The organism is Mammaliicoccus sp. A-M4 (assembly GCF_022386955.1).
Lineage (GTDB): Bacteria > Bacillota > Bacilli > Staphylococcales > Staphylococcaceae > Mammaliicoccus > Mammaliicoccus lentus.
This window is the reverse complement of the sequence record NZ_JAJNHH010000017.1, coordinates 24,288-48,571: the sequence shown is the minus strand read 5'-3', so window position 1 is coordinate 48,571 and position 24,284 is coordinate 24,288. Positions and strand designations below refer to the sequence as shown.

20 protein-coding genes and 1 pseudogene are annotated in these 24,284 nt (G+C 31.4%); 4 read left to right on the top strand and 17 right to left on the bottom strand.

The window, feature by feature from the left end:
- From LQ682_RS12660 to LQ682_RS12645, 4 genes are all read right to left on the bottom strand, one after another.
- A partial coding sequence (locus LQ682_RS12660) for a YSIRK-type signal peptide-containing protein (RefSeq protein ID WP_239724507.1) occupies positions 1–2,416 on the bottom strand: 2,416 nt, incomplete at its 3' end.
- A gap of 300 nt (positions 2,417–2,716) precedes the next feature.
- The gene (locus LQ682_RS12655; RefSeq protein ID WP_239724506.1) at positions 2,717–3,214 is read right to left on the bottom strand and encodes a TspO/MBR family protein; all 498 of its coding nucleotides are present in this window, start codon (positions 3,212–3,214) and stop codon (positions 2,717–2,719) included.
- Positions 3,215–3,371: 157 nt separating this feature from the next.
- Positions 3,372–4,106: an NADPH-dependent F420 reductase gene (locus LQ682_RS12650; protein ID WP_239724505.1), complete on the bottom strand. Its 735-nt coding sequence runs from the start codon at positions 4,104–4,106 to the stop codon at positions 3,372–3,374.
- A 39-nt stretch (positions 4,107–4,145) separates the two neighbouring features.
- A complete protein-coding gene (locus LQ682_RS12645; protein WP_239724504.1) occupies positions 4,146–5,486 on the bottom strand; it encodes an NtaA/DmoA family FMN-dependent monooxygenase in 1,341 nt (446 codons plus the stop codon).
- A 126-nt stretch (positions 5,487–5,612) separates the two neighbouring features.
- Here LQ682_RS12645 and LQ682_RS12640 point away from each other — a divergent pair, with 126 nt between their 5' ends.
- Positions 5,613–5,981: a winged helix-turn-helix transcriptional regulator gene (locus LQ682_RS12640; protein WP_135021159.1), complete on the top strand. Its 369-nt coding sequence runs from the start codon at positions 5,613–5,615 to the stop codon at positions 5,979–5,981.
- 59 nt (positions 5,982–6,040) lie between these two features.
- On the opposite strand, the pseudogene LQ682_RS12635 reads toward LQ682_RS12640, so the two are convergent.
- The 7 genes and pseudogenes from LQ682_RS12635 to LQ682_RS12610 form a co-directional block, all read right to left on the bottom strand.
- A pseudogene (locus LQ682_RS12635) lies at positions 6,041–6,721 on the bottom strand (alpha/beta fold hydrolase); the annotation flags it as partial.
- A 12-nt stretch (positions 6,722–6,733) separates the two neighbouring features.
- Complete coding sequence (locus tag LQ682_RS14300; protein WP_372508399.1) at positions 6,734–6,853, bottom strand: alpha/beta fold hydrolase; 120 nt, start codon at positions 6,851–6,853, stop codon at positions 6,734–6,736.
- Positions 6,854–6,916: 63 nt separating this feature from the next.
- Positions 6,917–7,600: a type 1 glutamine amidotransferase domain-containing protein gene (locus LQ682_RS12630; RefSeq protein WP_239724503.1), complete on the bottom strand. Its 684-nt coding sequence runs from the start codon at positions 7,598–7,600 to the stop codon at positions 6,917–6,919.
- A gap of 16 nt (positions 7,601–7,616) precedes the next feature.
- Positions 7,617–8,624, bottom strand: a complete 1,008-nt coding sequence (locus tag LQ682_RS12625; protein WP_239724508.1) for an NADP-dependent oxidoreductase — start codon at positions 8,622–8,624, stop codon at positions 7,617–7,619.
- A 543-nt stretch (positions 8,625–9,167) separates the two neighbouring features.
- Positions 9,168–9,722: a histidine phosphatase family protein gene (locus tag LQ682_RS12620; RefSeq protein ID WP_239724502.1), complete on the bottom strand. Its 555-nt coding sequence runs from the start codon at positions 9,720–9,722 to the stop codon at positions 9,168–9,170.
- 152 nt (positions 9,723–9,874) lie between these two features.
- Positions 9,875–11,194: a xylose isomerase gene (gene xylA / locus LQ682_RS12615; RefSeq protein WP_017000400.1), complete on the bottom strand. Its 1,320-nt coding sequence runs from the start codon at positions 11,192–11,194 to the stop codon at positions 9,875–9,877.
- Positions 11,195–11,350: 156 nt separating this feature from the next.
- Positions 11,351–12,499, bottom strand: a complete 1,149-nt coding sequence (locus LQ682_RS12610) for an ROK family transcriptional regulator (RefSeq protein ID WP_239724501.1) — start codon at positions 12,497–12,499, stop codon at positions 11,351–11,353.
- A 341-nt stretch (positions 12,500–12,840) separates the two neighbouring features.
- Between LQ682_RS12610 and LQ682_RS12605 the strand changes: the two genes are divergently transcribed.
- On the top strand, positions 12,841–14,274 hold the full coding sequence (locus tag LQ682_RS12605; RefSeq protein ID WP_017000402.1) for an MFS transporter: 1,434 nt from the start codon (positions 12,841–12,843) through the stop codon (positions 14,272–14,274).
- Positions 14,275–14,288: 14 nt separating this feature from the next.
- The gene (locus tag LQ682_RS12600) at positions 14,289–16,217 is read left to right on the top strand and encodes a right-handed parallel beta-helix repeat-containing protein (RefSeq protein WP_239724500.1); all 1,929 of its coding nucleotides are present in this window, start codon (positions 14,289–14,291) and stop codon (positions 16,215–16,217) included.
- A 121-nt stretch (positions 16,218–16,338) separates the two neighbouring features.
- On the opposite strand, the gene LQ682_RS12595 is transcribed toward LQ682_RS12600, so the two are convergent.
- The 6 genes from LQ682_RS12595 to LQ682_RS12570 form a co-directional block, all read right to left on the bottom strand.
- Positions 16,339–17,772, bottom strand: coding sequence for a PTS mannitol transporter subunit IIBC (locus tag LQ682_RS12595; RefSeq protein WP_239724499.1), 1,434 nt, complete (start codon positions 17,770–17,772; stop codon positions 16,339–16,341).
- Between the two features lie 19 nt (positions 17,773–17,791).
- On the bottom strand, positions 17,792–18,793 hold the full coding sequence (locus LQ682_RS12590; protein ID WP_239724498.1) for a Gfo/Idh/MocA family protein: 1,002 nt from the start codon (positions 18,791–18,793) through the stop codon (positions 17,792–17,794).
- Between the two features lie 11 nt (positions 18,794–18,804).
- Positions 18,805–19,641: a MurR/RpiR family transcriptional regulator gene (locus tag LQ682_RS12585; RefSeq protein WP_239724497.1), complete on the bottom strand. Its 837-nt coding sequence runs from the start codon at positions 19,639–19,641 to the stop codon at positions 18,805–18,807.
- A gap of 71 nt (positions 19,642–19,712) precedes the next feature.
- Positions 19,713–20,363: an HAD family hydrolase gene (locus LQ682_RS12580; protein WP_239724496.1), complete on the bottom strand. Its 651-nt coding sequence runs from the start codon at positions 20,361–20,363 to the stop codon at positions 19,713–19,715.
- A gap of 285 nt (positions 20,364–20,648) precedes the next feature.
- Complete coding sequence (locus LQ682_RS12575) at positions 20,649–22,004, bottom strand: GntT/GntP/DsdX family permease (protein WP_017000412.1); 1,356 nt, start codon at positions 22,002–22,004, stop codon at positions 20,649–20,651.
- A 177-nt stretch (positions 22,005–22,181) separates the two neighbouring features.
- Complete coding sequence (locus LQ682_RS12570) at positions 22,182–23,066, bottom strand: 5'-nucleotidase, lipoprotein e(P4) family (protein WP_239724495.1); 885 nt, start codon at positions 23,064–23,066, stop codon at positions 22,182–22,184.
- 212 nt (positions 23,067–23,278) lie between these two features.
- Here LQ682_RS12570 and LQ682_RS12565 point away from each other — a divergent pair, with 212 nt between their 5' ends.
- The gene (locus tag LQ682_RS12565) at positions 23,279–24,196 is read left to right on the top strand and encodes a DMT family transporter (protein ID WP_082892502.1); all 918 of its coding nucleotides are present in this window, start codon (positions 23,279–23,281) and stop codon (positions 24,194–24,196) included.
- The last annotated feature ends 88 nt before the right edge of the window (positions 24,197–24,284 follow it).

Here is a 24,284-nt window from a genome sequence, read left to right as displayed (position 1 = left end):
GATTTGTAAAATTACTAATATCTTCAGCTGTTAAATTACTTAAATTATTGATATTAGATTTACCTTGCTCTTTTTGATTATTCAATAAGTTGGTTGCATCTTTAATTTGAGCATCTTGTACCGCTTTATCTATTGTTGCTTTATCTTTAGCATTAGCAACTTGATTGTTATAAGTGGCTTTTTCTTCATTTGACAAATAATTAAATCCGTTAATTTGGTTTGTTCCTTGTGTTTTTTGATTCCTCAGTAAGTTGCTTGCATCTTGAGCTTGTGCATTAGTATATATACTATCTAAGTCTGTTAATTTTTGCGTTTGCTTAACTTGCGTATTGTAATTCGTCTTTTCACTAGTAGTTAAGTTTGTTAACTGTCCTATATTATTGTTTACAGTTGTTCTACCTTGATTACGTACAGTAATAACTTGAGCTCTCAAACCATCTATCGTATTAACACCGTTAAATGAATTTAACATTTCTTGTTTCGTGGCTTCATCTAAAGCCTTTGTACTGTTAATTTCTTTATAAATACCCTGATATTCATTTAAGTAATTAGCAAAATCTTGGAAAGTTATATCATAAGTGTTTGTTCCAGCTAATAAACCAGTATTAACTTTCCTATAATAAGAGACAGATAACGCGCTTTTAGGATCAAAATCTTTTGAATTTATGATTATATTTAAATTTAATGGCTCACCATTAGAGAGAAACGATGCTGTTCTTTTATATTCAATTGAATAATTCCCATTGGCATCTTTTATTAATTTGTCACCTTCAGCTGTTATGCTTACTATATTGTTCTTCAATTGCTCATTAAAGTTTACACTATATCTTTCAAGTGCACTAAAACCAAAATTCAAGCCTTTTTTCTGTCCTATTGCAATACTTAACTCTATTTGATCATTATTTATTTGTCTAAATCGAATTGAATCCATGTGTGTCCAATCATCAATAAGAGGTCTAGAGATTGTTTTATTAATATTAACTAATTTACTAAAGTCTGTAGTGGCTGTATCTCCAGCTTCTAACACTCTTGTTTTAGGTGTATCAGTTATACTTCTATTTTCATTACTCTCTGTTCGTACTGAGCGTAATACAGTTGCTTTCGGTTTTGTTCCTTCTTGTTCATCAGCAGCACGCTTTAACAATTCTAATCGTAATGAATCATAGATTTCTTCGTTAGATGCTTTATCATAGTCAATATCTAAATTATCTATGATTGATTTTGCATCTTTATCTTGAATGTCATTATCTTTCAAATAATCTTCTACATATTGCTTACGATTTGTTTCTTCATTAAGGCCTTCTTTAAACGCTTTGTCATCAGCTAACTTAACGTCTTTCGCTTCTTCTGGACTTATTTCTTCATTTGTAATTTCTTCTTTATCTATTCCAGATTGATTTTCTGAGCTAGCCCCTATATCTTCTTCGCTATTTTCATTGTTTTCGGCATCTGTTGTTTGCTTTTCATTATCTTCAGCTGATTCATTTGGATTTTCTGTTAAATTTTTTTCATTGGATTGGTTTGTATCTTGATTAGCTTTATCTTTATCTGTATTTCGCTCTTCTGTAGTATTATCTTCATTTGTTGGTTTGTCGGAGTCTTCTTGCGCAGAATCAATGTCTTCTTTATTATTTTGTTCATCTGAATGATTATCTTCAGCTGTATCCTTTTCTGATTGAGGCTTTTCTTCAACTGTTGGTTCTTCTTTCGGTATTTCCTCTGTGTCTTCACTTGTTGGCTTGTTTTCCGTACGTTGTTCTTCTGTTGAAGTATCTTCTTTATCTTCAGCTGTTGGTTCTTCTTTCGGTGTTTCCTCTGTGTCTCCACTTGTTGGTTTGTCTTCCGTACGTTGTTCTTCTGTTGAAGCATCTTCTTTATCTTCAGCTGTTGGTTCTTCTTTCGGTGTTTCCTCTGTGTCTTCACTTGTTGGCTTGTCTTCCGTACGTTGTTCTTCTGTTGAAGCATCTTCTTTATCTTCAGCTGTATCCTTTTCTGATTGAGGTTCTTCTTCAATTGTTGGTTCTTTCTTCGGTGTTTCTTCTGCCTCCTCATTTGTTGACTTGTCTTCTTGCTCATATGTAGCAAAATCCTCAATGTTTTCTTCATTAGATACATTAGATTCTGCTTGGTCTATTGTTGGATTTTCAATTTCTTCATTTGTTTTTGTTGAATTGTTATGTTTTTCATTTGTACCTTGTTCTTTCAACTGACTTTGTTTAACGGTGTCAGTTTCATTTTCTTCTGAGTTACTTTTAACACTTTGATCAGTACTGTAATTATTTTCAGATGCCTTAGCATTATGATCAATACCTAAAAAAAGTAAAGTCCCGACGAGTATCGAAGCTGTTCCCACCGTGAATTTACGAATAGAGTATTGGTTTTTTCTATTTGGCAAAAAATCTATTTTCTTCTTCATCTTGAGTACCATTCCCTTACCATTAATATGCATAAATTTAATTTATTGTACAAATAGCATTATACTCGATTTGAAAAATTTAACAATATAATATGTTGTAAAATTTGTTAATATACAATTGATTTTCACTATTTATATTATTAAGTTGTGTATATAAATATAATTATTCATTATTTTATACAATACTTAAAATAATTTCTATTGCCATTTATAACAACGAAAGAGCGAATCTCAAGAAGGAAGTGAGGGTTTTAGTTTTTACATATTTATCCAATAAACATTAAGTTTTCGTAAACACAATTATTTATCATTTGGTACATATTCTGGGTTATCTTTATTTAATACCCAGTTACCAGTTGTTAAGTAAGATGCGAAAGCACTCCATGCCACATAAGGGATTAATAGTAGCCCTGCAGTCTTCTTAACTTGATAAAACTTAACTGTCGTAATAATAACAGCACTAAATAAAGCAAAGCTTTCAATCAATGCAGTACCTCTTAATTTATATTTAAAGTAAAGTATAGACCATAAATAATTCAGACCTAATTGAAGAGAGTATATACCTTTAGTACTCTTACTTGCATTATTATTAGAAACTAAAGAATAAGCTATGCCCATACTAAGATAAAGTAGTGGCCATACTATAGGAAAGATATATCCTGGTGGAGAAAATGGTGGCTTTTTATTTCGTTTATAATCTTGTCGCGCATTTTTGCTCGTATACTTACCTATCAAATTACCCCCAACAAACGGAAATCCAATCGCAAAAACTTGTTTCACTATGCCTGTAAGTCTCATTTAATCATGCCCTTTCAAACAGATTTTTTATCCTTACAATTAAAAATACCCTCAATCTGTAAAATAAATCATTAGTAATTTAATAAAAAAGAGAGCTATTTAAAATAGACTCTCATAATTTATATATAAAATTGTTTACATTTTTTAATTATTGCTATTAAATAATTTCATTTGTCCCATAATATTTTCTATTTAATTCTATAATTTGATCATGGTTCATATTTGGTTCAAAGTGTTTAAATACTTCGTCTCGATTAATTGGTGCTAGGTTTTTGTCAGCAACTTTTAATGCTATTTCCAATTCTTCAGTATTAAGTTCTGTGCAATATGCAGGTGTGCCTGGTTGATGTCTCCATGAATTTTTAATTTCACCACTATCAACAGTATCAAATCCTATTGATTGTATAAGTTCACTTATAATTTTTTTATCTTCTGTATTATCTCCTGATATCGCCATTGCTATTTTTTCTTCATTTTCTTCAGTACTATTTTTATTTTTCAATGTATATGCAAGTAAATTATTAAATGCTTTTATAACTGGTTTGCCAATTACTTCTGATACCCATTCACTTTCAACTGTTCCATCATCTAATTCTTTAATATTTCCATCTCTAAATGGATAATAATTACTTGTATCTACGACTATTACGTCATCACTTATATTAGAAATATAAGGTTTTATTGTAGGTATAACTTGTGTAGGAATCGATATTATTAAAATATCTACATGCTTAATTACTTCATCTATTTCTACTGCTTTTCCTTTAAACTTTTTATTTTCTAAATAGCTTACTGATCGCACATCCGCTATTTTGATATTATGACCTAAATTATATAATTTTTCTGAAATAGTGACCCCGATAGGTCCTGCTCCTATAATTCCAATATTCATTATATGTCTCTCCTAATATTTTATAGTTTGTTTAATATATTACTCTCTCATTCCGTATTCTTGAGGTACTTCTAAACTATCTCTAAGTGTTTCTCCTTCATAGTCTAAATGGTATAATCCTCTTTCTTGTAAAATAGGTACAACATAATCTACAAAGTCTTCTATACCATCATGTGATGAATCTGGAACTATTGAGAAACCGTCTGTAGCATCTGCTAAATACCATTCTTCTAGAAAATCAGCTATCATTTCTGGTGTTCCAGCTACTACTGGGTGATAGTTAATCACACCATTCGCTAGTACATCTTTTACGGATAAGCCTTCTTTAAGTAATTCATATGCTCTTTCTGCTCTAGGATCCATCGGTGATGGATATGCTTGCGATAATAAACTTTCTGGTAGTGGTTTATTAATATCAATGGTATTTACATTGATAGTTATACCAACCATATGACCTAAATATTGAACATAATGAGCTGTTTCTTCTGGTGCAAAATCAAGCAACATACGTCTTCTATCTAATGCTTCTTCTTTTGTCTTACCTATAGAGAACATAAATCCTGCAAACATTTTAATATCTTCAGGGTTTCTTCCATGTTGCTTTGCACTATTACGTAACATTGTGCGATGTAATTTCGCTTCTTCTTTTGTAAATGGATTTGCATATACACCTGAAGCAAATCTACCTGCAAGTTCCAAACCTTTTTCACCACCACCTGCTTGGAATATCGGTGGTTGACCTTGTGATGACGCAGGTATGGGTAGTGGCCCTCTTGTTTGATAATACTTACCGTTATAATTAGCGAGGTTTACTTTATTCATATCTGCAAACTGTCCAGTTGATTGATTAATAACATATGCATCTTTACCAAAGCTGCCCCATAAAGACTGTACTGCTTCAATATGTTCACGCGCCATTTCATACCTTGTATTGCGGTCAGGCAAACGTTTACCAAAATTCATTGCTGTCTGACCATTTGAAGTTGTTACTGCATTCCATCCAACACGCCCATTACTTACAATATCTAATGTTTTTAACTGACGAGCAAGATTGTAAGGTTCTGTAAATGTAGTTGAAAAGGTAGAAACAAGTCCAATGTTTTTAGTCTCCCTTGCAACAGCAGTTAATGCAATTAATGGATCCATTGAATGCATTGGTGAATTGATACTAATATCATTTTGCAAAGATGGAGTATCTGCAATAAATAAAGTATGAATTTTACCACGTTCAGCAATTTTTGCTTTTTCAACATAATTATCCATATTTGTATAAGCATCCGCTACAGCTTCTGGCATGCGCCAAGTCTTAAATTCTCCACCATAGCCAGACACCATTTGAAGTGCTAACTTCATTTTTCCATCTCTTTTATTAATCGTCATTTCTACGCTCCTTTTATATTTGAGTTATAGTAGTATAAATTATATACTTATTAATATATTTTAAAAGACGGCAATAAAATAGTTCTTAGTACTATTTTTTGTACGTATGCATAAGGATGGGATTCTATGGCTAAAATTTGTAAATATGGATTTGATGATTCAATTATAAAAAATGAAAGAGATTTATACGGCATAGGATTTACTCAAAATTTATTAGCAGGACGCTGGAAATATTTTATATTGTGGTTTTTAAAAGAAGAGCCTAAACGATATAGTGATATTAAACGGTTTTTATCAGGTATATCTCAAGGTTCATTAACAAAACAATTAAAAGAACTAGAAGCTGATGGTCTTATTAATCGTAATGTATATCCAGAAGTCCCACCAAAAGTAGAGTACTCCTTAACAGACATGGGTGAAGAAATATTACCAATTCTAAAAATGATGGAAGTGTTCGGTAAAAAACACGGTAAACAAATAGATGAAGTGCTTTAATTCTTATTTATATAAAAAATGCCTCGACACTATTTTCCTAACTAGTGTCGAGGTATTTATTATTTCTTCAATAATTCAATGATTAAATCGTTAATTTCATGTTTTTTCTCTACGAATAATGCGTGTCCTACATCTGATACACGTGTTAGTTGATAATTAGGCATTGTTTTTTCTAGTACTTCAGAAAATTCGATTGGGCATGCCGCGTCGTCTGTGCCGTGTATTCCGTATACTGGTAAGTCTATATTCTTCACGTCTTCTCTAAGGTCTTCATCACGAAGGGACTCTAATAATTTAACTGTACCTATTAATGATGATGTTAGCGTTAATTGAGTGAAATAGTTTTTGTATTCATCTGATACGTTTGTGTTAGAACTGAAGAATGTGTCTCCAAATTCTGTAATTGCTTTTGGTTGATCGTCAGAAATAGACTTCATTAAATCTATAACATCGTCTACTTCCATACCGTAAGGGTAGCCTTCTCTCTGTGTAAAGCTAGGTCCTGCTGGTCCAAGTAGTATCATTTTTTCTAAATCTGGATTGTTATGCTTAGCTGCATATTTTAGTGCTAACGCACCACCTACTGAGAATCCCACAACGACATAATTTTTAAGGTTTAATTCATCGACTACTTTTTGAACGTCATCTACAATTGTGTCGTAATCATAACCAGAAGCAGTCGTATCAGATAATCCGAAACCACGATGATCAATACCTATATAACGGTAGCCATTATTTACAACATGTTGTGCTTAATATTCAAACATTTTATTATTAGCCGGCCATCCGTGAAGAAATACAATCGGTTGACCTTCACCAAAGTCTTCTACATTAAGATATGCATTTTCTTCTATTTGAATTCTATGTGTCATATTTATCTACTCCTTTGTTTAGTGCTTTCCTTTTTGCTTTCTTCTTTAAACATTAGGCTCAGATTAACTCAACAATTCTTTAACAGTAGCCCCTACTAGATTAGCAGATTGTGGATTTTGTCCTGTTACTATTTGACCATCAACGACTACTTTAGGACGAAATGGTATATACGATTTTTCATAACGTGCACCTTGGACTTTCAATTCGTCTTCAAGCTTAAATGGGACAATCTTCATCTTGTTGGCCAAAAGTTCTTCTAAGTTTGAAAATCCTGTAATTTTCTTCTGATCAATTAAAAATCTTCCTTTTTCATTTTTCACATTTAATAGACCTGCAATACCATGACAAACTGCGGAAACAACGCCGCCTTTCTTATAAATTTCATTTATAGCTTTTTTAGCGTCTTCATTATCAGGAAAATCATACATTACACCGTGTCCACCTGTGAAATAAATTGCATCGTATTGCGCAGCATTTGCTTCGCTAATAGGTTGTGAATATTTTAATTTATTCATAAAATCTTTATTTTGATAGTAGGCTTTTGTCGTCTTATCCAACATTACTTTTCCTAAACTCATTGGATCAAGTGGTGTATTGCCTCCTGTAATGTTGAAAAAGTCTACTTGATAATCATCACTCTTAAAATGTTCATAAAAATGAACAAGTTCGCCTAGCCATAAACCTGTTGGCACTTGAGTTCCTTCAAAAACATCCGAACTTGTATTTACAATCATAATTCTTTTCATGATATGTCCGCCTTTCTTATTTGCTGTCATCCATTTTTACAATAATTTTACCTTTCGCCCTTCCACTATTTGAATATTCTAGGGCTGCTTCTGTATCTTTAAAGTCATAAACTTTATCAATGATTGGTTTAATTTTCTCTTGTTCGATTAAGTCTTTAATAATCGTTAATTGTTCACCACTCGGCTTCATAAACAGAAATTCATAATTTGCATGATATTTTTTAGCTTTTCTTGTATATTTTGAAGAAGCTAACTTAAATAACACTTGTTTAGCGACACCTAAATTCATGCTTTTCGCAACTTTAGCTGTTGGCATACCTGATATAGATGTAACTGTACCACCTTCTTTTAACACTTCAAAAGAATGTTCTAAATTACCTCCTCCTAAAGTATCGAAGACACCGTTATATCCTGATAAGACATCCCCAAATTTTTCTTCTCTATAATTAATAATTTTATCTGCCCCTAGTGAACTGACAAGGTCATACCCTCGAGAACTCACTGTTGTCGCAACATATAAGCCCATCGCTTTAGCCAATTGTATAGCGAATGTTCCAACTCCACCTGAACCAGCTTGAATTAATACTTTATCACCTTGTTTAAGTTGCATAACATCATTGAGTGCTTGATATGCCGTTAATCCCACTAACGGTATACTTGCCGCTTCTTCAAAAGTTAAATTACTTGGTTTTAAAGCAATATCATTCTCATCGACAGCTATATATTCTGCAAATGTCCCTATCTTATTTTTTCTAGGTCGGGCATACACTTCATCCCCGACTTTAAAACCTTTAACCTTACTACCAACTTCAGTAATCACACCTGAAAAATCATTACCAAGAATAAGAGGAAAGTCATATTTCAATAAAGGACGTAAGCCTCCCTCTTTAATTTTATAATCTATAGGATTAATACTAGCTGCTTTAATTTCCACACGTACTTCAGTAGGGCTCATACTCGGTATTGGCATGCGTTCTAATGATACTGGTCCATCACCATATTTATGAATTACCATCGCATTCATATCCGTTATCATATAATTCTTTCCCTTCTTTTTTAACGTTCATTTTATCTTCTATACATATTACCTATTACACGCTTGGCTAAACTTTCGAAGACAGTCAAAAAGGCACACCATTATGCGTATTAGCTAATGGTATGGCTTGATTTAAATCGTATATTTGTATTTTAATGTATTAAAATATTTTCTTTGGAAATAAAGCTCATTATTAGATATTATAGAAACAAAAGCTATACCTCATAATTAATTTTGAAAGATAATTCAGTAAACTAAAGTTAGTTTTATACGCTTTATACTTTGGAGGTAACATTATGTTAAATTTTCTTTTTATAGTTCTTCTAGTCTTTCTCACGTATACTTTCTTCCATTATTTATATATAAAAATTTCTAAATCGTTAAAGGCTAAAGAAAGAACAAAAAACAACTATGTGGTCAAAAATATTTTGCTTTCTTCTAAGAACAATATTGATTCCTTTGACGTAATAGTTGTTTTGACGATTTCTTATTTCATATATTATATATAATATATTATTCACTTATTACATATCACCCTAATATTTCACTTTTCGTAAACTGAAAAATTTCATTGTTTAGCATTAAATCGTTATTTTCATCACGCTTTAGTTTTATATTTTTATACTGTTCTAATAAAGTGGCAATGACGCCATCGTGTGTGATAATCACATTATTCTCATCATCTTTTATATATTTTTTTATAAAATGTTGAAATTCTTTAATAAATGATTGGTGTTTTAAATCATTAGGGTGTTTATTATTTAATGAGTTAATAGTAGATATGTTTTTGTCGTTATAATTTGAGCATATCTGATCACATATATTCATTTTTCCTTTTCTATGTGGGTACACTCTTGGACCTAAAATAGCTACGACCTTGATTTTATTGTTATGACTTAATAACATAGCAGTTTCAATTGTTCTAACTGTTGGACTTACCCAAAATTGAGAGTCTTGGTCAATATATTCACTTATGTTTTTTGTATCTCTTCTACCTTTATCAGTCAATTTTGGGTCTTTTAAATTAAAGCTTTCCGGCTCATTCATGTTATGTTCAGCTTGAGCATGTCTCATAATCTTTATCATCTCGACTCATCCCCTTTAATCAACTTATATTACTTTACCCCTCATTATACATTTCCATGGAAATATTTTTTAATATACTGCCGAAATAAAAAAGCTGCTATCCATCAATTCTTCTAAATTTATTAGAAAAATGAAGGAATGCAGCTCAATAATTATTGATTATTAATGTTTAAAATATATTGGTTAATTTCTGATTTAATCACTTCTAAATGATCAGACTCATTGTCTATTGTTGTTAAATTTAAAGCATGATTTTCTAATTCTTTAAAGGATACTTCACCTTCGACAATTTGCTTACCGATACCACTTGCAAATGATGAATATTTCTTCTCTACAATTTTTTCAAAGAATTCATCTTCAATCATTTTAGATGCAACTCTTAGACCCAATGCAAAAGCATCCATACCCGCAATATGAGTAAGTACTAAGTCTTCTTGTTTGAATGAAGTTCTTCTTGGTTTAGCATCGAAGTTTAACCCACCTGGAGCTAGTCCACCATTTTTTAAAATTTCATACATTGCTAAAGTTGTATCGTAAAAATCTGTTGGGAACTCATCTGTATCCCAACCTAGTTGAGGATGACCTTGGTTTGCATCCACTGATCCTAACATTTGATTATCTCTAGCGTAACGTAATTCGTGTTGGAATGAGTGACCAGCTAATGTTGCGTGGTTTGCCTCAATATTAAATTTGAAATGCTTATCTAAATCATATTTTTGTAGAAACGCATGAGAAGTTGCTACATCTGTATCGTATTGATGTGTAGTTGGTTCTTTAGGCTTTGGTTCAATTAAAAATTGACCTTTATAACCAATTTCTTCTGCGTAAGCGATAGCCATTTTAAAGAATTTAGCTAAATTATCTAACTCTAACTTCATATCTGTGTTTAACAGGCTTTCATACCCTTCTCTTCCACCCCAGAAGACAAAGTTTTCTGAACCTAATGTTTTAGCAATTTCTAAAGATTTTTTCACTTTTGCAGCTGCATAAGCAAATACATCTGCGTTAGAAGATGTCGCAGCTCCGTGCACAAAACGTTCATGAGTGAAGTTATTTGTAGTATTCCAAAGTAATTTCTTACCTGTTTCATTCATTTTCTTTTTAATTAATTCTACAATTTCATCTAAATTTTTATTAGATTCTTCTAATGTATTTCCTTCAGGAGCAATATCAACGTCATGGAAACAAAAATATTCAATTCCTGTTTTATCCATAAATTCAAAAATAGCATCAACTCGTGCTTTAGCTTTTTCCATTTCATCTAATGAATCCCAATCACGTAATGCAGTACCTACACCAAAAGGATCAGATAGATCTTCAGTGAATGTATGCCAATAAGCTACACTAAAGCGTAAATGTTCAGCCATTGTTTTACCATTAATTTTTTCATCAGCATTATAATATTTAAAACTAAATGGATTTTTTGATTTAGGACCTTCATATTTCACTTTTTCAACATTAAAGTAAGACATTCTTAACTCCTCCTTGAATTGTGGTTTAGTTAGTTTGTTTATTAAACTAACTAACATTGAGTTAAATATAACACCTTAATTAATTTTTGTAAACGGTTTCTTTAAGTAAAATAAAAACAGGCTGTGACATAAATGAATGTCTCAGCCTTCTCTAAATCAAAAGTTAAGTTTAATGTTTTCTATATCTAATATTTTCTGGGTAATAGCGAGTGTAGCTCCAAATAAAGTTGCGAATTTAACATTTGAAGTTAAACTAATTTCTATTTCTTTTTGTGTATATTGGTTAAAAGTCGTTTTAATATTATCTAAGAGATCGGGTATTTCGTTTATTAATGGACAATTAATATAAATCACTTTTGGATTAAGCTGCATATTTAAGTTGTACATCAAAATTGCAATCCTTATTGAAAATTGTTGTATCTCTTCCTGAACAATTTCATTTCGTTCATAATACATCTTCTTAAGCTCTGATAATGTATTTTGTGTATTTAACCTTTTATTAATCTTATTAACTAGTGCATCTTGAGAACATAAATCTTCAATTTTGTGATATGTTCTCTCGTTATCTTCAATAGATGATACGAGTGTCTTTCCTATTTCTCCCGCTTCACCATTTGCACCTCTATATAATTTCTGGTCGATAATTAAACCTGCACCGATACCTTTATGTATGCTAAGTGTAATTAAATTATTGATTTCTAAACTATTATTAACATTACATTCATAAATAGCAGAGAAATTGGCTTCATTTTCTACGATAACAGGCACGTCTGCGATTTCCTTAATACTCTCAATCATAGAAACTTTTTCTAATTCGTGAAACGGTAGATGTATAATTTCTTGTTCATTATTAACTATTCCATGGACAGAAATGGCGATACCTAGTAAACCAAAATGTGTGCCAAAGTTTTCATCAGCATTAATATGATATTTTAACAATTCCAACACATGCGTTATTTTTTGATTAGCCAATGGTATAGATTCATACTTTAATAATTCTCCATTGAAGTAGCTATAGATTATTTCAATAGAATGGTATGCAATATCCAAAGAAATGACATAACCAAAATTTTTATTGATCTCTAATATTATTGGTTTACGCCCACCGCTTTTAGTACTCTTACCTTGCCCTACTTCATTAACAAGCTTTTTCTCTTTTAATTTATTTAGAATACTTGAAATGGTGGCTTTATTAATCCCAAGATTTTTAGATATTTGTATTCTTGAGATTAGTTCATTATTAAATATTTGTTGTAAAACTAACTTTTGATTTGAATCTAAATTTGTTACATCTAATTTCTCCAAACTAACACCACCTCAATAAAAACAATTTAAACTAATTAAAACGTTCACTATTTAATTGCACAGATTTGGTTTAACTATAGCATAAAATATATCTGCAAACATCATATGTCTATGTATAGATTATTTATAGAAACTTTTAAAAGAGAAATAAATAGTAATATTTTAATAACCTTCTAACCCTTGATTTAAACACACTTGTTAAAGATTGAAATATTATAATAATAAATAATACATAAGAAAGCGTTTACAAAAAATATGTTCAGTGGTAATATTTCACTTAAGTTAGTTTGTTTTAAAAACTAACCAACTTATTTGGTTTTTAAACAGGGGGGATATTATTTATGAATGAAACTGTAGAAGCTCAATCTAGTGAACAGATTTTACAATCTAATAATAATGAGAAATTGCATATGCCTGAAAAAATCGTTTTCGGTATTGGTGACTTTGGCGCTAACTATAGTTGGACCTTCATCGCATCATTTATCACTATATACATGACAGATGTAGTTGGCATTGCAGGCTCAGTTATTGGAACGATTATACTTTTTTGTCGTTTTGCAGATGGGTTTTCTGATTTATTTATGGGAAGCATTATCGATAATACGAATACTAAGATGGGTAAAGCGAAACCTTGGGTCTTTTGGACAGCACCAATTCTAGGGGTATTAACTTTTATGTTGTTCAACGTTCCAGATTTCTTTGGTAATACAGGTAAAATCGCATATATTTTCATTGTTTATTTCTTAATATCAGTTATTTTTTACACTGCTAACAATGTTGCATACTCATCTCTTATCTCATTTATGTCTAAAGACGAAAAAGACAGAGTTTCATTAGGCAGTATTCGTTTTATTTTTTCAAATATTAGTGTACTTTGTATTACAACTTTCACTACATTTTTAGTAACAAGCTTTGGTGAAAATCAGCAAGGTTGGACTTATACAGCATTAATTTATGGATTTTTATGTGCAGTACCTTTAATGATTACAGGGTATTTTGTTAAAGAAAGAAACGTAGCTAAAAAACAGTATACAAGCAACGGTAAGGCAAAACGTATTCCATTTACCTTAATACTTAAATCATTACTAACTGAAAAATATTTTATTATAACAATTATTCTTTATCTATTATGGTATTTACGTCAAACTGATAATGGTATGAGAGTTTACTATGCTACCTACATTTTTGATAATGCCAATGTCATGGCAATTCTTAGCGTAGCGACATTGCTACCTACAATTTTAGGGCTGTTAATCGCACCTAAATTTGCAGAAATAGTTGGTATTAAAAATAGTATTATAATTGGGTTAGTTATTTCTATAATTTCGTACATTGTTATGGCATTATTCTCAGAAAACTTACCATTCCTCATTGTAGGTTTAGTTATAAATGGTATAGGTCTTGTACCATTTACTGCAGCATTAAGTGGAATCGTTGCAGATGTTGGTGATATTATTTATTGGAAGACTGGCGTACCCGTACAAGGTTCCATTTTTAGTTTGGCTAGCGCAGGCATGAAAATCGGTTCTGGATTACAATCCGCTATCGTGGGCTGGTCACTATCTATTGGAGGCTATGTCGCAGGAGCATCTGTACAATCAGAAAGTACTATATTTGCAATTAAATCTATGCAAATATACTTTCCATTATTAACAGTAGTACTCATTTGTGTCATTACTTTCTTCTTAAATTATGAAAAGTTTATTACACAAATTAAACAACAAATTCGTTCAAATAATGTTGGCGAAATGAGATCAAAACAAATATATAAATAAAAGGAGTAATTCAAATGACTAATTTAATACATGTAGCTAAAAACGGTTCAGATTATGGGTTAGGAACTGAAACATCACCCTTCTTAACTATTGATAAAGCCGCTTCAGTAGCGTTACCAGGAGATTCAGTAATCGTACATGAAGGCATCTATAGAGAACAAATCACTCATATTAATAGTGGCTTAAGCGAAGCTAGAAGAATTACTTTTAAAGCTGCAGATAATGAGAAAGTAGTAATTAAAGGTTCTGAAGAAATAAAAAACTGGGAACATGTAGAACAAAATATATGGAAAGTGGATATTGATAATCAATTTTTCAATCATTTCAATCCATTCGATACCAAACTATTTGGTGATTGGTTAGTTGTTGATAATAATAAAACATTAGGACAAGTTTATATAAACGGGCAAGCATTATTTGAAGTGAATGATTTTGATTCTCTGAAAAATCCACAGCCTATACATGAAACATTAGACCATTGGACTAATAAACAAGTCTCTTTTGATTATACAGATGAATCAGTATATGTATGGCATGCAGATGTTCAAGAAGACCATACTACTATTTATGCTAATTTCCAAGATTATGATCCAAATAATGAAACAATCGAAATTAATGTGAGAGAAAATGTTTTTGCTCCCGTTAAAACACATACAAATTATATAACTATTCAAAATTTCGAAATTGCACATGGTGCAACACAATGGTCACCTCCTACAGCTAAACAAACTGGAATAATTGATACAAATTGGAGCAAAAATTGGATTATAGAAAAGAATCTTATTCATGATTCTATGTGTAGTGCAGTAGCAATTGGTAAAGAAATATCAACTGGTGATAACTTTACTACTTATAGAAAAGATAAACCAGGATACCAATACCAAATTGAAACTGTTTTTAAAGCAGTTAATAGTGATTGGAATAAAGAAACGATTGGTTCTCATATCATTAGAAATAATACTATTCATGATTGTGGACAAAACGCAGTTGTCGGACATTTAGGATGTGCTTTTAGTCATGTATATAGTAACCACATTTATAATATTGGAAATAGAAGAGAATTCTTCGGTCATGAAATTGCAGGCATAAAATTACATGCAGCATTAGATACACAAGTTTATGATAACTACGTTCATAATTGCTCTTTAGGTATGTGGTTTGATTGGCAAACTCAAGGCACAAGAATAAGTAAAAATATTTTCGCAAATAATACAAGAGACCTATTTGTTGAAGTAACTAGTGGACCTTATATTGTAGATAATAATATTTTAACAGCAGACTATGCACTGGATAACCATGCACAAGGTGGCGCATATATTAACAACATTATTAACGGTGAAATCGTACATCGATTAATGTTAGATAGATCAACACCTTACCATGTACCACATAGTACTTTAGTAGCTGGATTTGCACCTGTTTATGGTGGAGATGACCGATTTTATAATAATATATTTGTTGGTAAACCAAGTGTATCTAACATTGGCACGCATATATTTAATGAATACACAACTTCATTAGAAGAATATAAAGACTTAGTATCCAAAGAAGAAGGAGATCACGAAGCCTTCCATAAAATAAAACAACCAGTGTTCATCAACCATAACGCATATTTAAACAATGCCGAACACTTCAATAGAGAAGAAAGCTTCATTGAAGATAATTCATTCGATCCAAAGATTTCAATAACAGAAGATGAAAATGAAGTTTACTTAAATGTAACATTGCCAGATTCATTATTAGAATTCAAAGGAGATGTACACTCTACCACTTCACTACCTAAAGTAAGATTAGTCGACGTAGACTTTGAAAGACCAGATGGAAACGAAGTTGTTATTGATTCAGATTTAATCAATGATACTAGAAACGAATTTGCCGTGTTAGGTCCAATCCAAAATTTAAAACCAGGTGAAAACCGTATATCAATATGGAAAAAAGCTTAATTTAAAATTTCCGTATGTTATGAAAGGTATGTCCTGGGAAATAAAAAAGTGCGTTTTCTACATCAGAGAAAACGCGCTTTTTTTATGTTTTTGTTAATATACTTAATTACTTAATTACATTTTATTCATCTTCATTATTATTTTTTTCTTGTTCACTAAGCTTTTCAATTAAATTATCATATTCAGGAGTATTCATATAATTCTCGATAGAAATATGATAAGCTTCTGGCTGTTTTTCTCGAGCTCGTTCTGTTAAATCTTTATGTGTAATAATAATTTCTCCTTCTTGAGGCAAATTACTAATTGCTACATTACTAACGTCAATATTTTCTAAATTAGCTTTTTTCAATTTTTTCCTTACAATTGAAGCACCCATAGCGCTTGAACCCATTCCTGCATCGCATGCAAATAATATATGATTTACATTATTTAAAGAAGGTTCTTCTGCTGATTCATCACTAGTTAAAAATTGAGTTGCACGACTTTTCTTCCCTTTCATTTGTTCCATTTCTTTCGTCGCTTCAGATAAATCATTAGTATTAGATTTATCAAATTTCAGAAGTAATCCAGCTATAACAAAGGAAACAATAGTAGCAACAAGTACACTTAATATAACGCCAAGATAACTATCCGAAGCTGTTAACAACATTATAGGTATAATACTACCTGGTGAAGCAATACTAACTAAACCTGCATCAAACAGCATTAGTATCGTAATTCCAGACATACCACCTAATATAGTTGCAATCAGTAATTTAGGTTTCATTAGGATATACGGGAAGTATATTTCATGAATACCTCCAAAGAAGTGAATAATACTTGCGCCGTACGCAGAAGTTTTAGATGAACCTTTACCAAAGAACATATATGCAAGTAGTACACCTAAACCTGGCCCTGGGTTTGCTTCAAGTAAAAACAACATAGATTTTCCTTGTTCAGCTACCTGTCCTGTAGCAATAGGTGCTAAAATACCTTGGCTAATAGCGTTATTTAAAAATAATATTTTTGCTGGTTCAATAAATATACTTACTAAAGGAAGCGCATGAATTTTAATCATTAAGTCAACGCCAGCCTCTAAAAATGATGTTAAAAGTACAACAACAGGCCCTACAAGTAATGAACCAATTAACGCTAGAAGCGCACCAGTGATTCCTGCTGAGAAGTTATTTATTAACAACTCAAATCCTGTAGGTGTTTTCTTTTGCAATAATTGGTCTACCTTTTTAATTGCTAAACCACATAAAGGCCCCATCACCATTGCTCCAATAAACATTGGAATATCGGCTGCAACAATGACACCCATTGTTGCAACAGCACCTACAACTCCTCCTCTAAACTCGTAAACCATTTTCCCGCCAGTAAAAGCAATAAGTAGAGGAAGTAAATAATGAAGCATTGGATCTACAAAGTCACTAAATAATTTTATACCTGTAGGTACAGCAATTGCAGTTAATAACCCCCAAGCAATAAAAGCACCTAAGTTAGGCAAAACCATATTACTTAGCGAACTACCGACTCTTTGAACTTTAACACGCAAATTTGTATTATTTGCCATAAAACCATCCCCTCTATATTTACGGTTCTATTCTAACTGGTTGTCCTAATTCAATGGATTCTTCGACAGCTTCAACAATCTTAATGGCTCTATGTGCTTGGTTAACACTGATTGGAAATTCTTTATCCTCGATTATATTATTAACAAAAGTAGAAAGTTCTTCTTTTAGAATTCCTGCTTGTTTGCCATATAAGTCAATATTAGTGATTGGATCTGGATATTTTATACTTTCATTTGTGTACACATTAATATTTTGATTAACAATATTAATGTTTAGCACCCCCGATGTGCCTACGATGTCCAATTTAGCATCTAAGTTAACGTGATTTTCAGGTAAAGCCCATGTTGTTTCGTAGCTTCCAATAGCACCAGAAGATAGTTTGAAATTAGTAATAATCGTATCTGGTGTATTATATTTTTTAAGTCTTTTATAAACAGCTGTAGCATAGACTTCAATAATTTTATCTTGTGTAATCCATTCGATAGCTTCTAAGTCATGTACACCTAAGAACTTAATAACGGAAGTTCTTCCTTTTAATCGTTCGCCATTTTCTATTGAGTTATTTCTACGGGCAAATAAATGAATCAGCTCCCCGATAACACCAGATTCAAATTGTTTAGAAGCTTCAAAATAACGAGGATCCCAATGTAAAGTATGACCTACCATTAATCGTACGTTCGATTTTTCATACGCTTTAATAATTTCTTCGGCATCTTCATTTGTATCAGCAAGCGGTTTTTCAATAAAGATATTCACACCTTTTTCTATAGCTTTAAGAGCTATATCTTTGTGTAAATGGTCAGAAGTACAAATTAAAACTGCGTTTAAATCAGGTGAATTTAATAATTCATCTGTATCGAAATACGCTTTTGTATCTAAATTTTCTCCAATTGATGTTGCTAAATTTTTATCTAAATCACATACACCTAATAATTCAACTTGAGGTAATTCAGACAAAATTTTTGCATGTTGCTCTCCCATAAAACCTAAACCAATGACACCAATTTTAAGTTTATTCATAATTGAGCCTCCTAATATATTTTATCTACGATAGATATTGATGATTTTTCTATTGCTTGCTTATACTCTCCCTCATCAACAAAGAGCATAGCTTGATAAATTGTATCTATAATAAAATCTTGAGAAACTTTACTTTCTATTGAGCCACCTTGAAGCAAAATTTCTTTACCTATAGTGAATATGCAATAATCCGCATACTTAGTTAAAGGATTGTTTTCAGAGTTAGTAATAGTAATTATTTTTGCGTTGGCAGATTTAGCTAAAGATGTAGCGTTAACAGTATCTTTCGTTAATCCACTTGAAGAAATTGCAACAACAACATCTTCAGATGTAACAGTTGAACAATTCATTAACTCCATATGATTATCAGAATAATATTCAATATTTTTGCCGATTTTAATAAATTTATTTTGAGCATATTCTGAAGTAATACCTGAAGCAGATGATCCAACAAATAAAATTCTTTTTGCACTTTTTAATAATTCAGCAACTTTTTGGATTGTATTAAAATCTAATTGTTTATATGTTTGTTCAATTGCATTTTGAATATTAAACATAGATTGGTAAATATAACTCTCTAGTTGCCCCATTTCATTTGTATTCTTTATACCTTCTAAATTGAATAAATCTTTAGATAACCCCAGTTTAAAATCACTAAAACTTTTATAATCGAGTTTTTTGCAAAATCTTAATACTGTTGTTTCTCCTACATTAACTTCATGAGAAAGAGTTTTGACTGTTTTATGGACGACACTTTCCATATTATCTAGTACATAATTCCCTACTTTTTGTTCACTCTTTGTTAATTCATGTAGATGTTTTTGAAACTTTAATTTATAACTATCCATAAATTTGCTCCTTATAGATTAAATATCCCTTTTTTATAAAAATGAGGATTTTTGCTCCATTTTAGTCCTTTTTAAAATTGCTTCAATAAATCTTCCAAAGCAATTTCTGACATATTCTTATAAATTTTATTTGCACCTGTGAAATCTAAATGTTCAGTTACTGGATTAGGGAAAATTACCGTTTTTATTCCCGCCTTTTCTGAGGATAAAAGTCCGTTTAAAGAGTCTTCAAATACTAACAATTCTTCTTTATCAATGTTTAGACTTTTTATTGTTTGGTTGAATAAGTCTGGATGCGGTTTTATTCTCTCTACAACATCTGCAGTCACAAAACAATCAAAATACTCAATAATTCCCTTATTAGTCAAATGTTTATTTATCCATTCTTCTTTTGAACTTGTACAAATTGCAAGTTTTAATTCTAAATTTTTAGCTTCCTTAAGATAATCTAGAACACCCTCTCTAAGAGGTTTCTCTGAAACTATATTTTGATGTCTTTCCTGAACTTCTTTAAATACTTGGTCTTCATCTAACTTATTACCTAAGTCTTCTTTTAAAATTTTAAAAAGTATTTCATTATTTGCTCCGACACATTTAACAAAGTCTTTAAGATCCAATTCATAATTATATTTTGATTTTAAAACATCAAAATAAGATTCATACCAAGCTGTTTCTGTATCTAGGATAAGCCCATCAAAATCAAAAATAAGGCCTTTTATCAAATCCATTCCTCCTTCGTAATCGCTTTCATAATACATTATCACTTTTTACAAGTTTGTCAACATATTATACTTTTAGTAATCTTAATAAGTCCAACATACGTGTTTGTATTAAGTAGTAACAGTATACCTCCAATACTTACATCTCTCATAAATAGGAGATTGCTCATGATTAGTATAGTCGTTTGACTTGTTACAAATACTAATGGTTTGGTTAAGAAATTTACTATCCAAATCACAAAAAACTACTAGTCTCAAATAAACTAGTAGCTTTAATTAACAACTTAATTATTTAATAAACAAACTTAAAATCATCACAACAGCAAATCCTACGAAACCTACAATTGTTTCCATAACTGTCCATGTTTTAAGGGTTTGTTTTTCTGTCATTCCAAAGAATCTATTTACTAACCAGAACCCTGAGTCGTTCACGTGCGAAACGGCTGTAGAACCTGCTGCGATAGAAATTGTAATTAATCCTAATACTGGTTGTGACACTGACATATCGGCTATGATAGGTGATACTAATCCTGCTCCTGTAACCATTGCGACTGTTGCTGAACCTTGTGCTACACGAACAAATAACGCTATTAGAAATGCGACCATTACGATTGGTAAGTTAGATTGTGCCATAAACTCACCCATCACCTTACCTACGCCACTGTCTATTAACGTTTGTTTGAACACTCCACCTGCACCAGTAATTAAAATGATAATACCGGCTGGTTCTAAAGCTTTAGTTGCAATCTCCTGAATATCGCTTTTAGTGTAACCTCTTCTAGTTCCTAATAACCAAAATGTTAAAAGTACTGTAATAATTAAAGCGATAAATGGATGTCCAATAAACGTTAGAATATCCTTAGCAAGACCGTCCGGTAAGACTACCCCCGACACAGTGTTAATGAGTATTAGTATTAGCGGAATTAAGATTAGACTTACTACTAAAGCAAAGCTAGGTAAGTCTTTTTCTGATTTTATATCTTTTACTTCTCCATGTAATTTAGCGATATCTGGCATATCTAAGTGTACTTTTTTACTTATAAATGTTCCAAAAATAGGCCCCGCTAAAATCATAGCAGGAATACCGGCTATAATACCAAATAGAATAACCCATCCCAAATCTACTCCTAGCATTTTTGCTACTGTTATAGGACCAGGCGTTGGAGGTACGAATGCATGTGTAACTGCCAACCCAGCTAATAAAGGAATACCATAGAATAAAATTGGCTTTTTAGCTTTCTGGGCTAAACTATAGACGATAGGAATTAATATCACTAATGCGACATCTAAAAATACCGGAATGGAAACAATGAAACCTGTTATACCTAGTGCCCATTGTGCTTTATTTTCTCCAAATTTATTAACCATCGTTAAAGCTAACCTTTCTGCACCACCAGAGACTTTTAATACTTCTCCGAACATAGCGCCGAGGCCAACTACTACAGCTATAAAGCCTAATGTTCCTCCCATTCCTTCTTCAACAGTTTCTACAATTTTGTTCAAGTTCATACCTGAAGCTAGTCCAATAAGAATACTAGAAATTAAAAGAGCAACAAACGCCTGCATTTTTGAGACCATTACTAAATATAGTAATAATCCTATACCTAGTATTGTGATTAATATCAACCATAAATCACCATTCATTTTACCCCTCCTCATTTATGCTATCTCTTTTTATAAATGATTCTCCCATCTTTTATTGTTTATTTTTATATAGAAATAAGCTAGTCCCATATACTTAATATGGAACTATCTTAAAATAAAAATTTAATAATTTTTAGCTTGTTCAACTGTATATAATCCATTTACTTTGCTTAAATTTTATTCAACTTCACCTGTTGATGGGTTAAATTGTTTAATTGATTGTTTTCTTAGCTGATCTTTTTCTTCGTCGCTAATATCATAGTTGTTGTTATACAATGTTGCTTCAAAGCTTCCATACATAGGATTTGGGAATATAATGTATTTCTTACCGAAATCATCTTTATGTTCTTGAATGAATTTTTCACGTTCTTTAGCAGTTGGTTTTTCAGGGTCACCGAAGTCTAAAATGTTATCTCCAAATAACATCACAAGTTTATGATCTTTTTCCACTTGTTTTCTACGTGGTTCTTTACTCTTATCATCTTTGCCTTTTAACATGATATGATTATCAGTTGCTTGTGGAATACCTTGTTCTTTTAAGTTTCTTTTAGTTGCTTCGAAGTCTTTATCTTCATCTCTGTCAGTTATGTAGTAAATGTCTACACCTTTTTTATCTGCATATTCTAAGAAAGATTTAGCACCGTATACTGGTTTTGCTTTTGCTGCTTCTATCCATTCATGCCAACCTTCTGGATGCTCTTTGTTGTTTAATGTCGCATATCCTTGATAAGGCGAATTATCTAAAACTGTTTCATCTAAATCAAGTGCGATAGCAAGTTTTTCTTTCCCATCATTCTTCTTAATTTCTTTATCCAGTTGCACTTTAGCACTATTGTACCCCTGTAAATATAGAGCTTTAGCTTCTACTGAATTTTGATACCATGAAACAGCCATGATATTCTCAGAACCAAGATCGGTTTGTTGCTGCTGTTTCTCCTGTTCCATCGTTGGTGCACCTGATCCGCTTGCATTCGCTACAGGTGAGTATGTAGAGAGTGGTGCTGAAACTGTGAAAGCTCCCGTTAATAAAGCCGTTACAACATATTTCGAAAACTTATTCATGTGCTCACTCCTTTAAAATTTAATTTCCAATACAATTTAAATGATATAACAAATTAAACGAAATGTGAATAGTTACAATATTGTGAATTATATAATTTTCAGTTATTTAACATGAATGATTATTTAATTTTTTAAAGAACTTAAATATAAAGAAGTTTTTTTACACTGAAACCTTTATACTGTATTTAATATCTTTGATTGGGGGTTATGTTGTGAAGCGCACGAATTTACAAACATATATCATGACAATGTGTGGTGCGGGTTTATGGGGAACTATTGGATTATTTGTTAATCCTTTATACAAAGAAGGGTTTACTGCATGGGAAGTCGTGGCTATTCGAGGTGTATTCACATTTGTGTTTTTGTTTATTTTTATGTTGATACGATATCCTCATCTCTTAAAAACAAATTTAAAAGATCATATTAACTTTGCATGTGCAGGTATTTTAAGTACAGCGTTGTTTAATTATTTTTACTTTGAAGTTTTTTCTCAATCAACACTTTCTTTAGCGGTCACACTTTTATATACAGGGCCAATTTTTGTCACGATTTTAAGTAGAATATTTTTCAAAGAAGCATTTACTATTAAAAAGATATTAGCATTAATCATAGCTGTCTTTGGTTGTAGTTTTGTTGTTGGATTTTTACCAAGTGGTGATATAGAAGTTTCTATAAGTGTACTCATACTTGGACTGTTATCAGGGTTTTGTTTCGCACTGTACACTATTTTCAGCAAACCTATCACACGTAAATATTCAGCATTAACAATCACAACTTATAATTTCTTATATACTGCTATTTTCATGCTTATCTTTAGTGATATCACAACAAAAGCCAATCAATTTACTAAAATAGAAGTACTAACTCCGTCAATAGCATTGTCACTAATCGCTACTGTTCTAGCATACCTATTATATACATCTGGTCTAAAAAACCTAGAAGCAAGCACAGCCTCCATTTTATCAACGATGGAACCAATTATAGCGATACTATCTGGCGTAATTTTCTTAGGTGATGTATTAAATATATGGCAAATTATAGGTATATTATTAGTTATCACCTCAGCAGCAATCATAGGTAATTTAAACTTAAAAATAAGACGAAAAAACTCAAAAAATAAAGTAATATGAAATAAGGGTTAAGACAAAAATAAATGTCTTAGCCCTTTACTTATTGAATTAACTTCAACGTTGACTCACGTAACACAACCCTTGATGC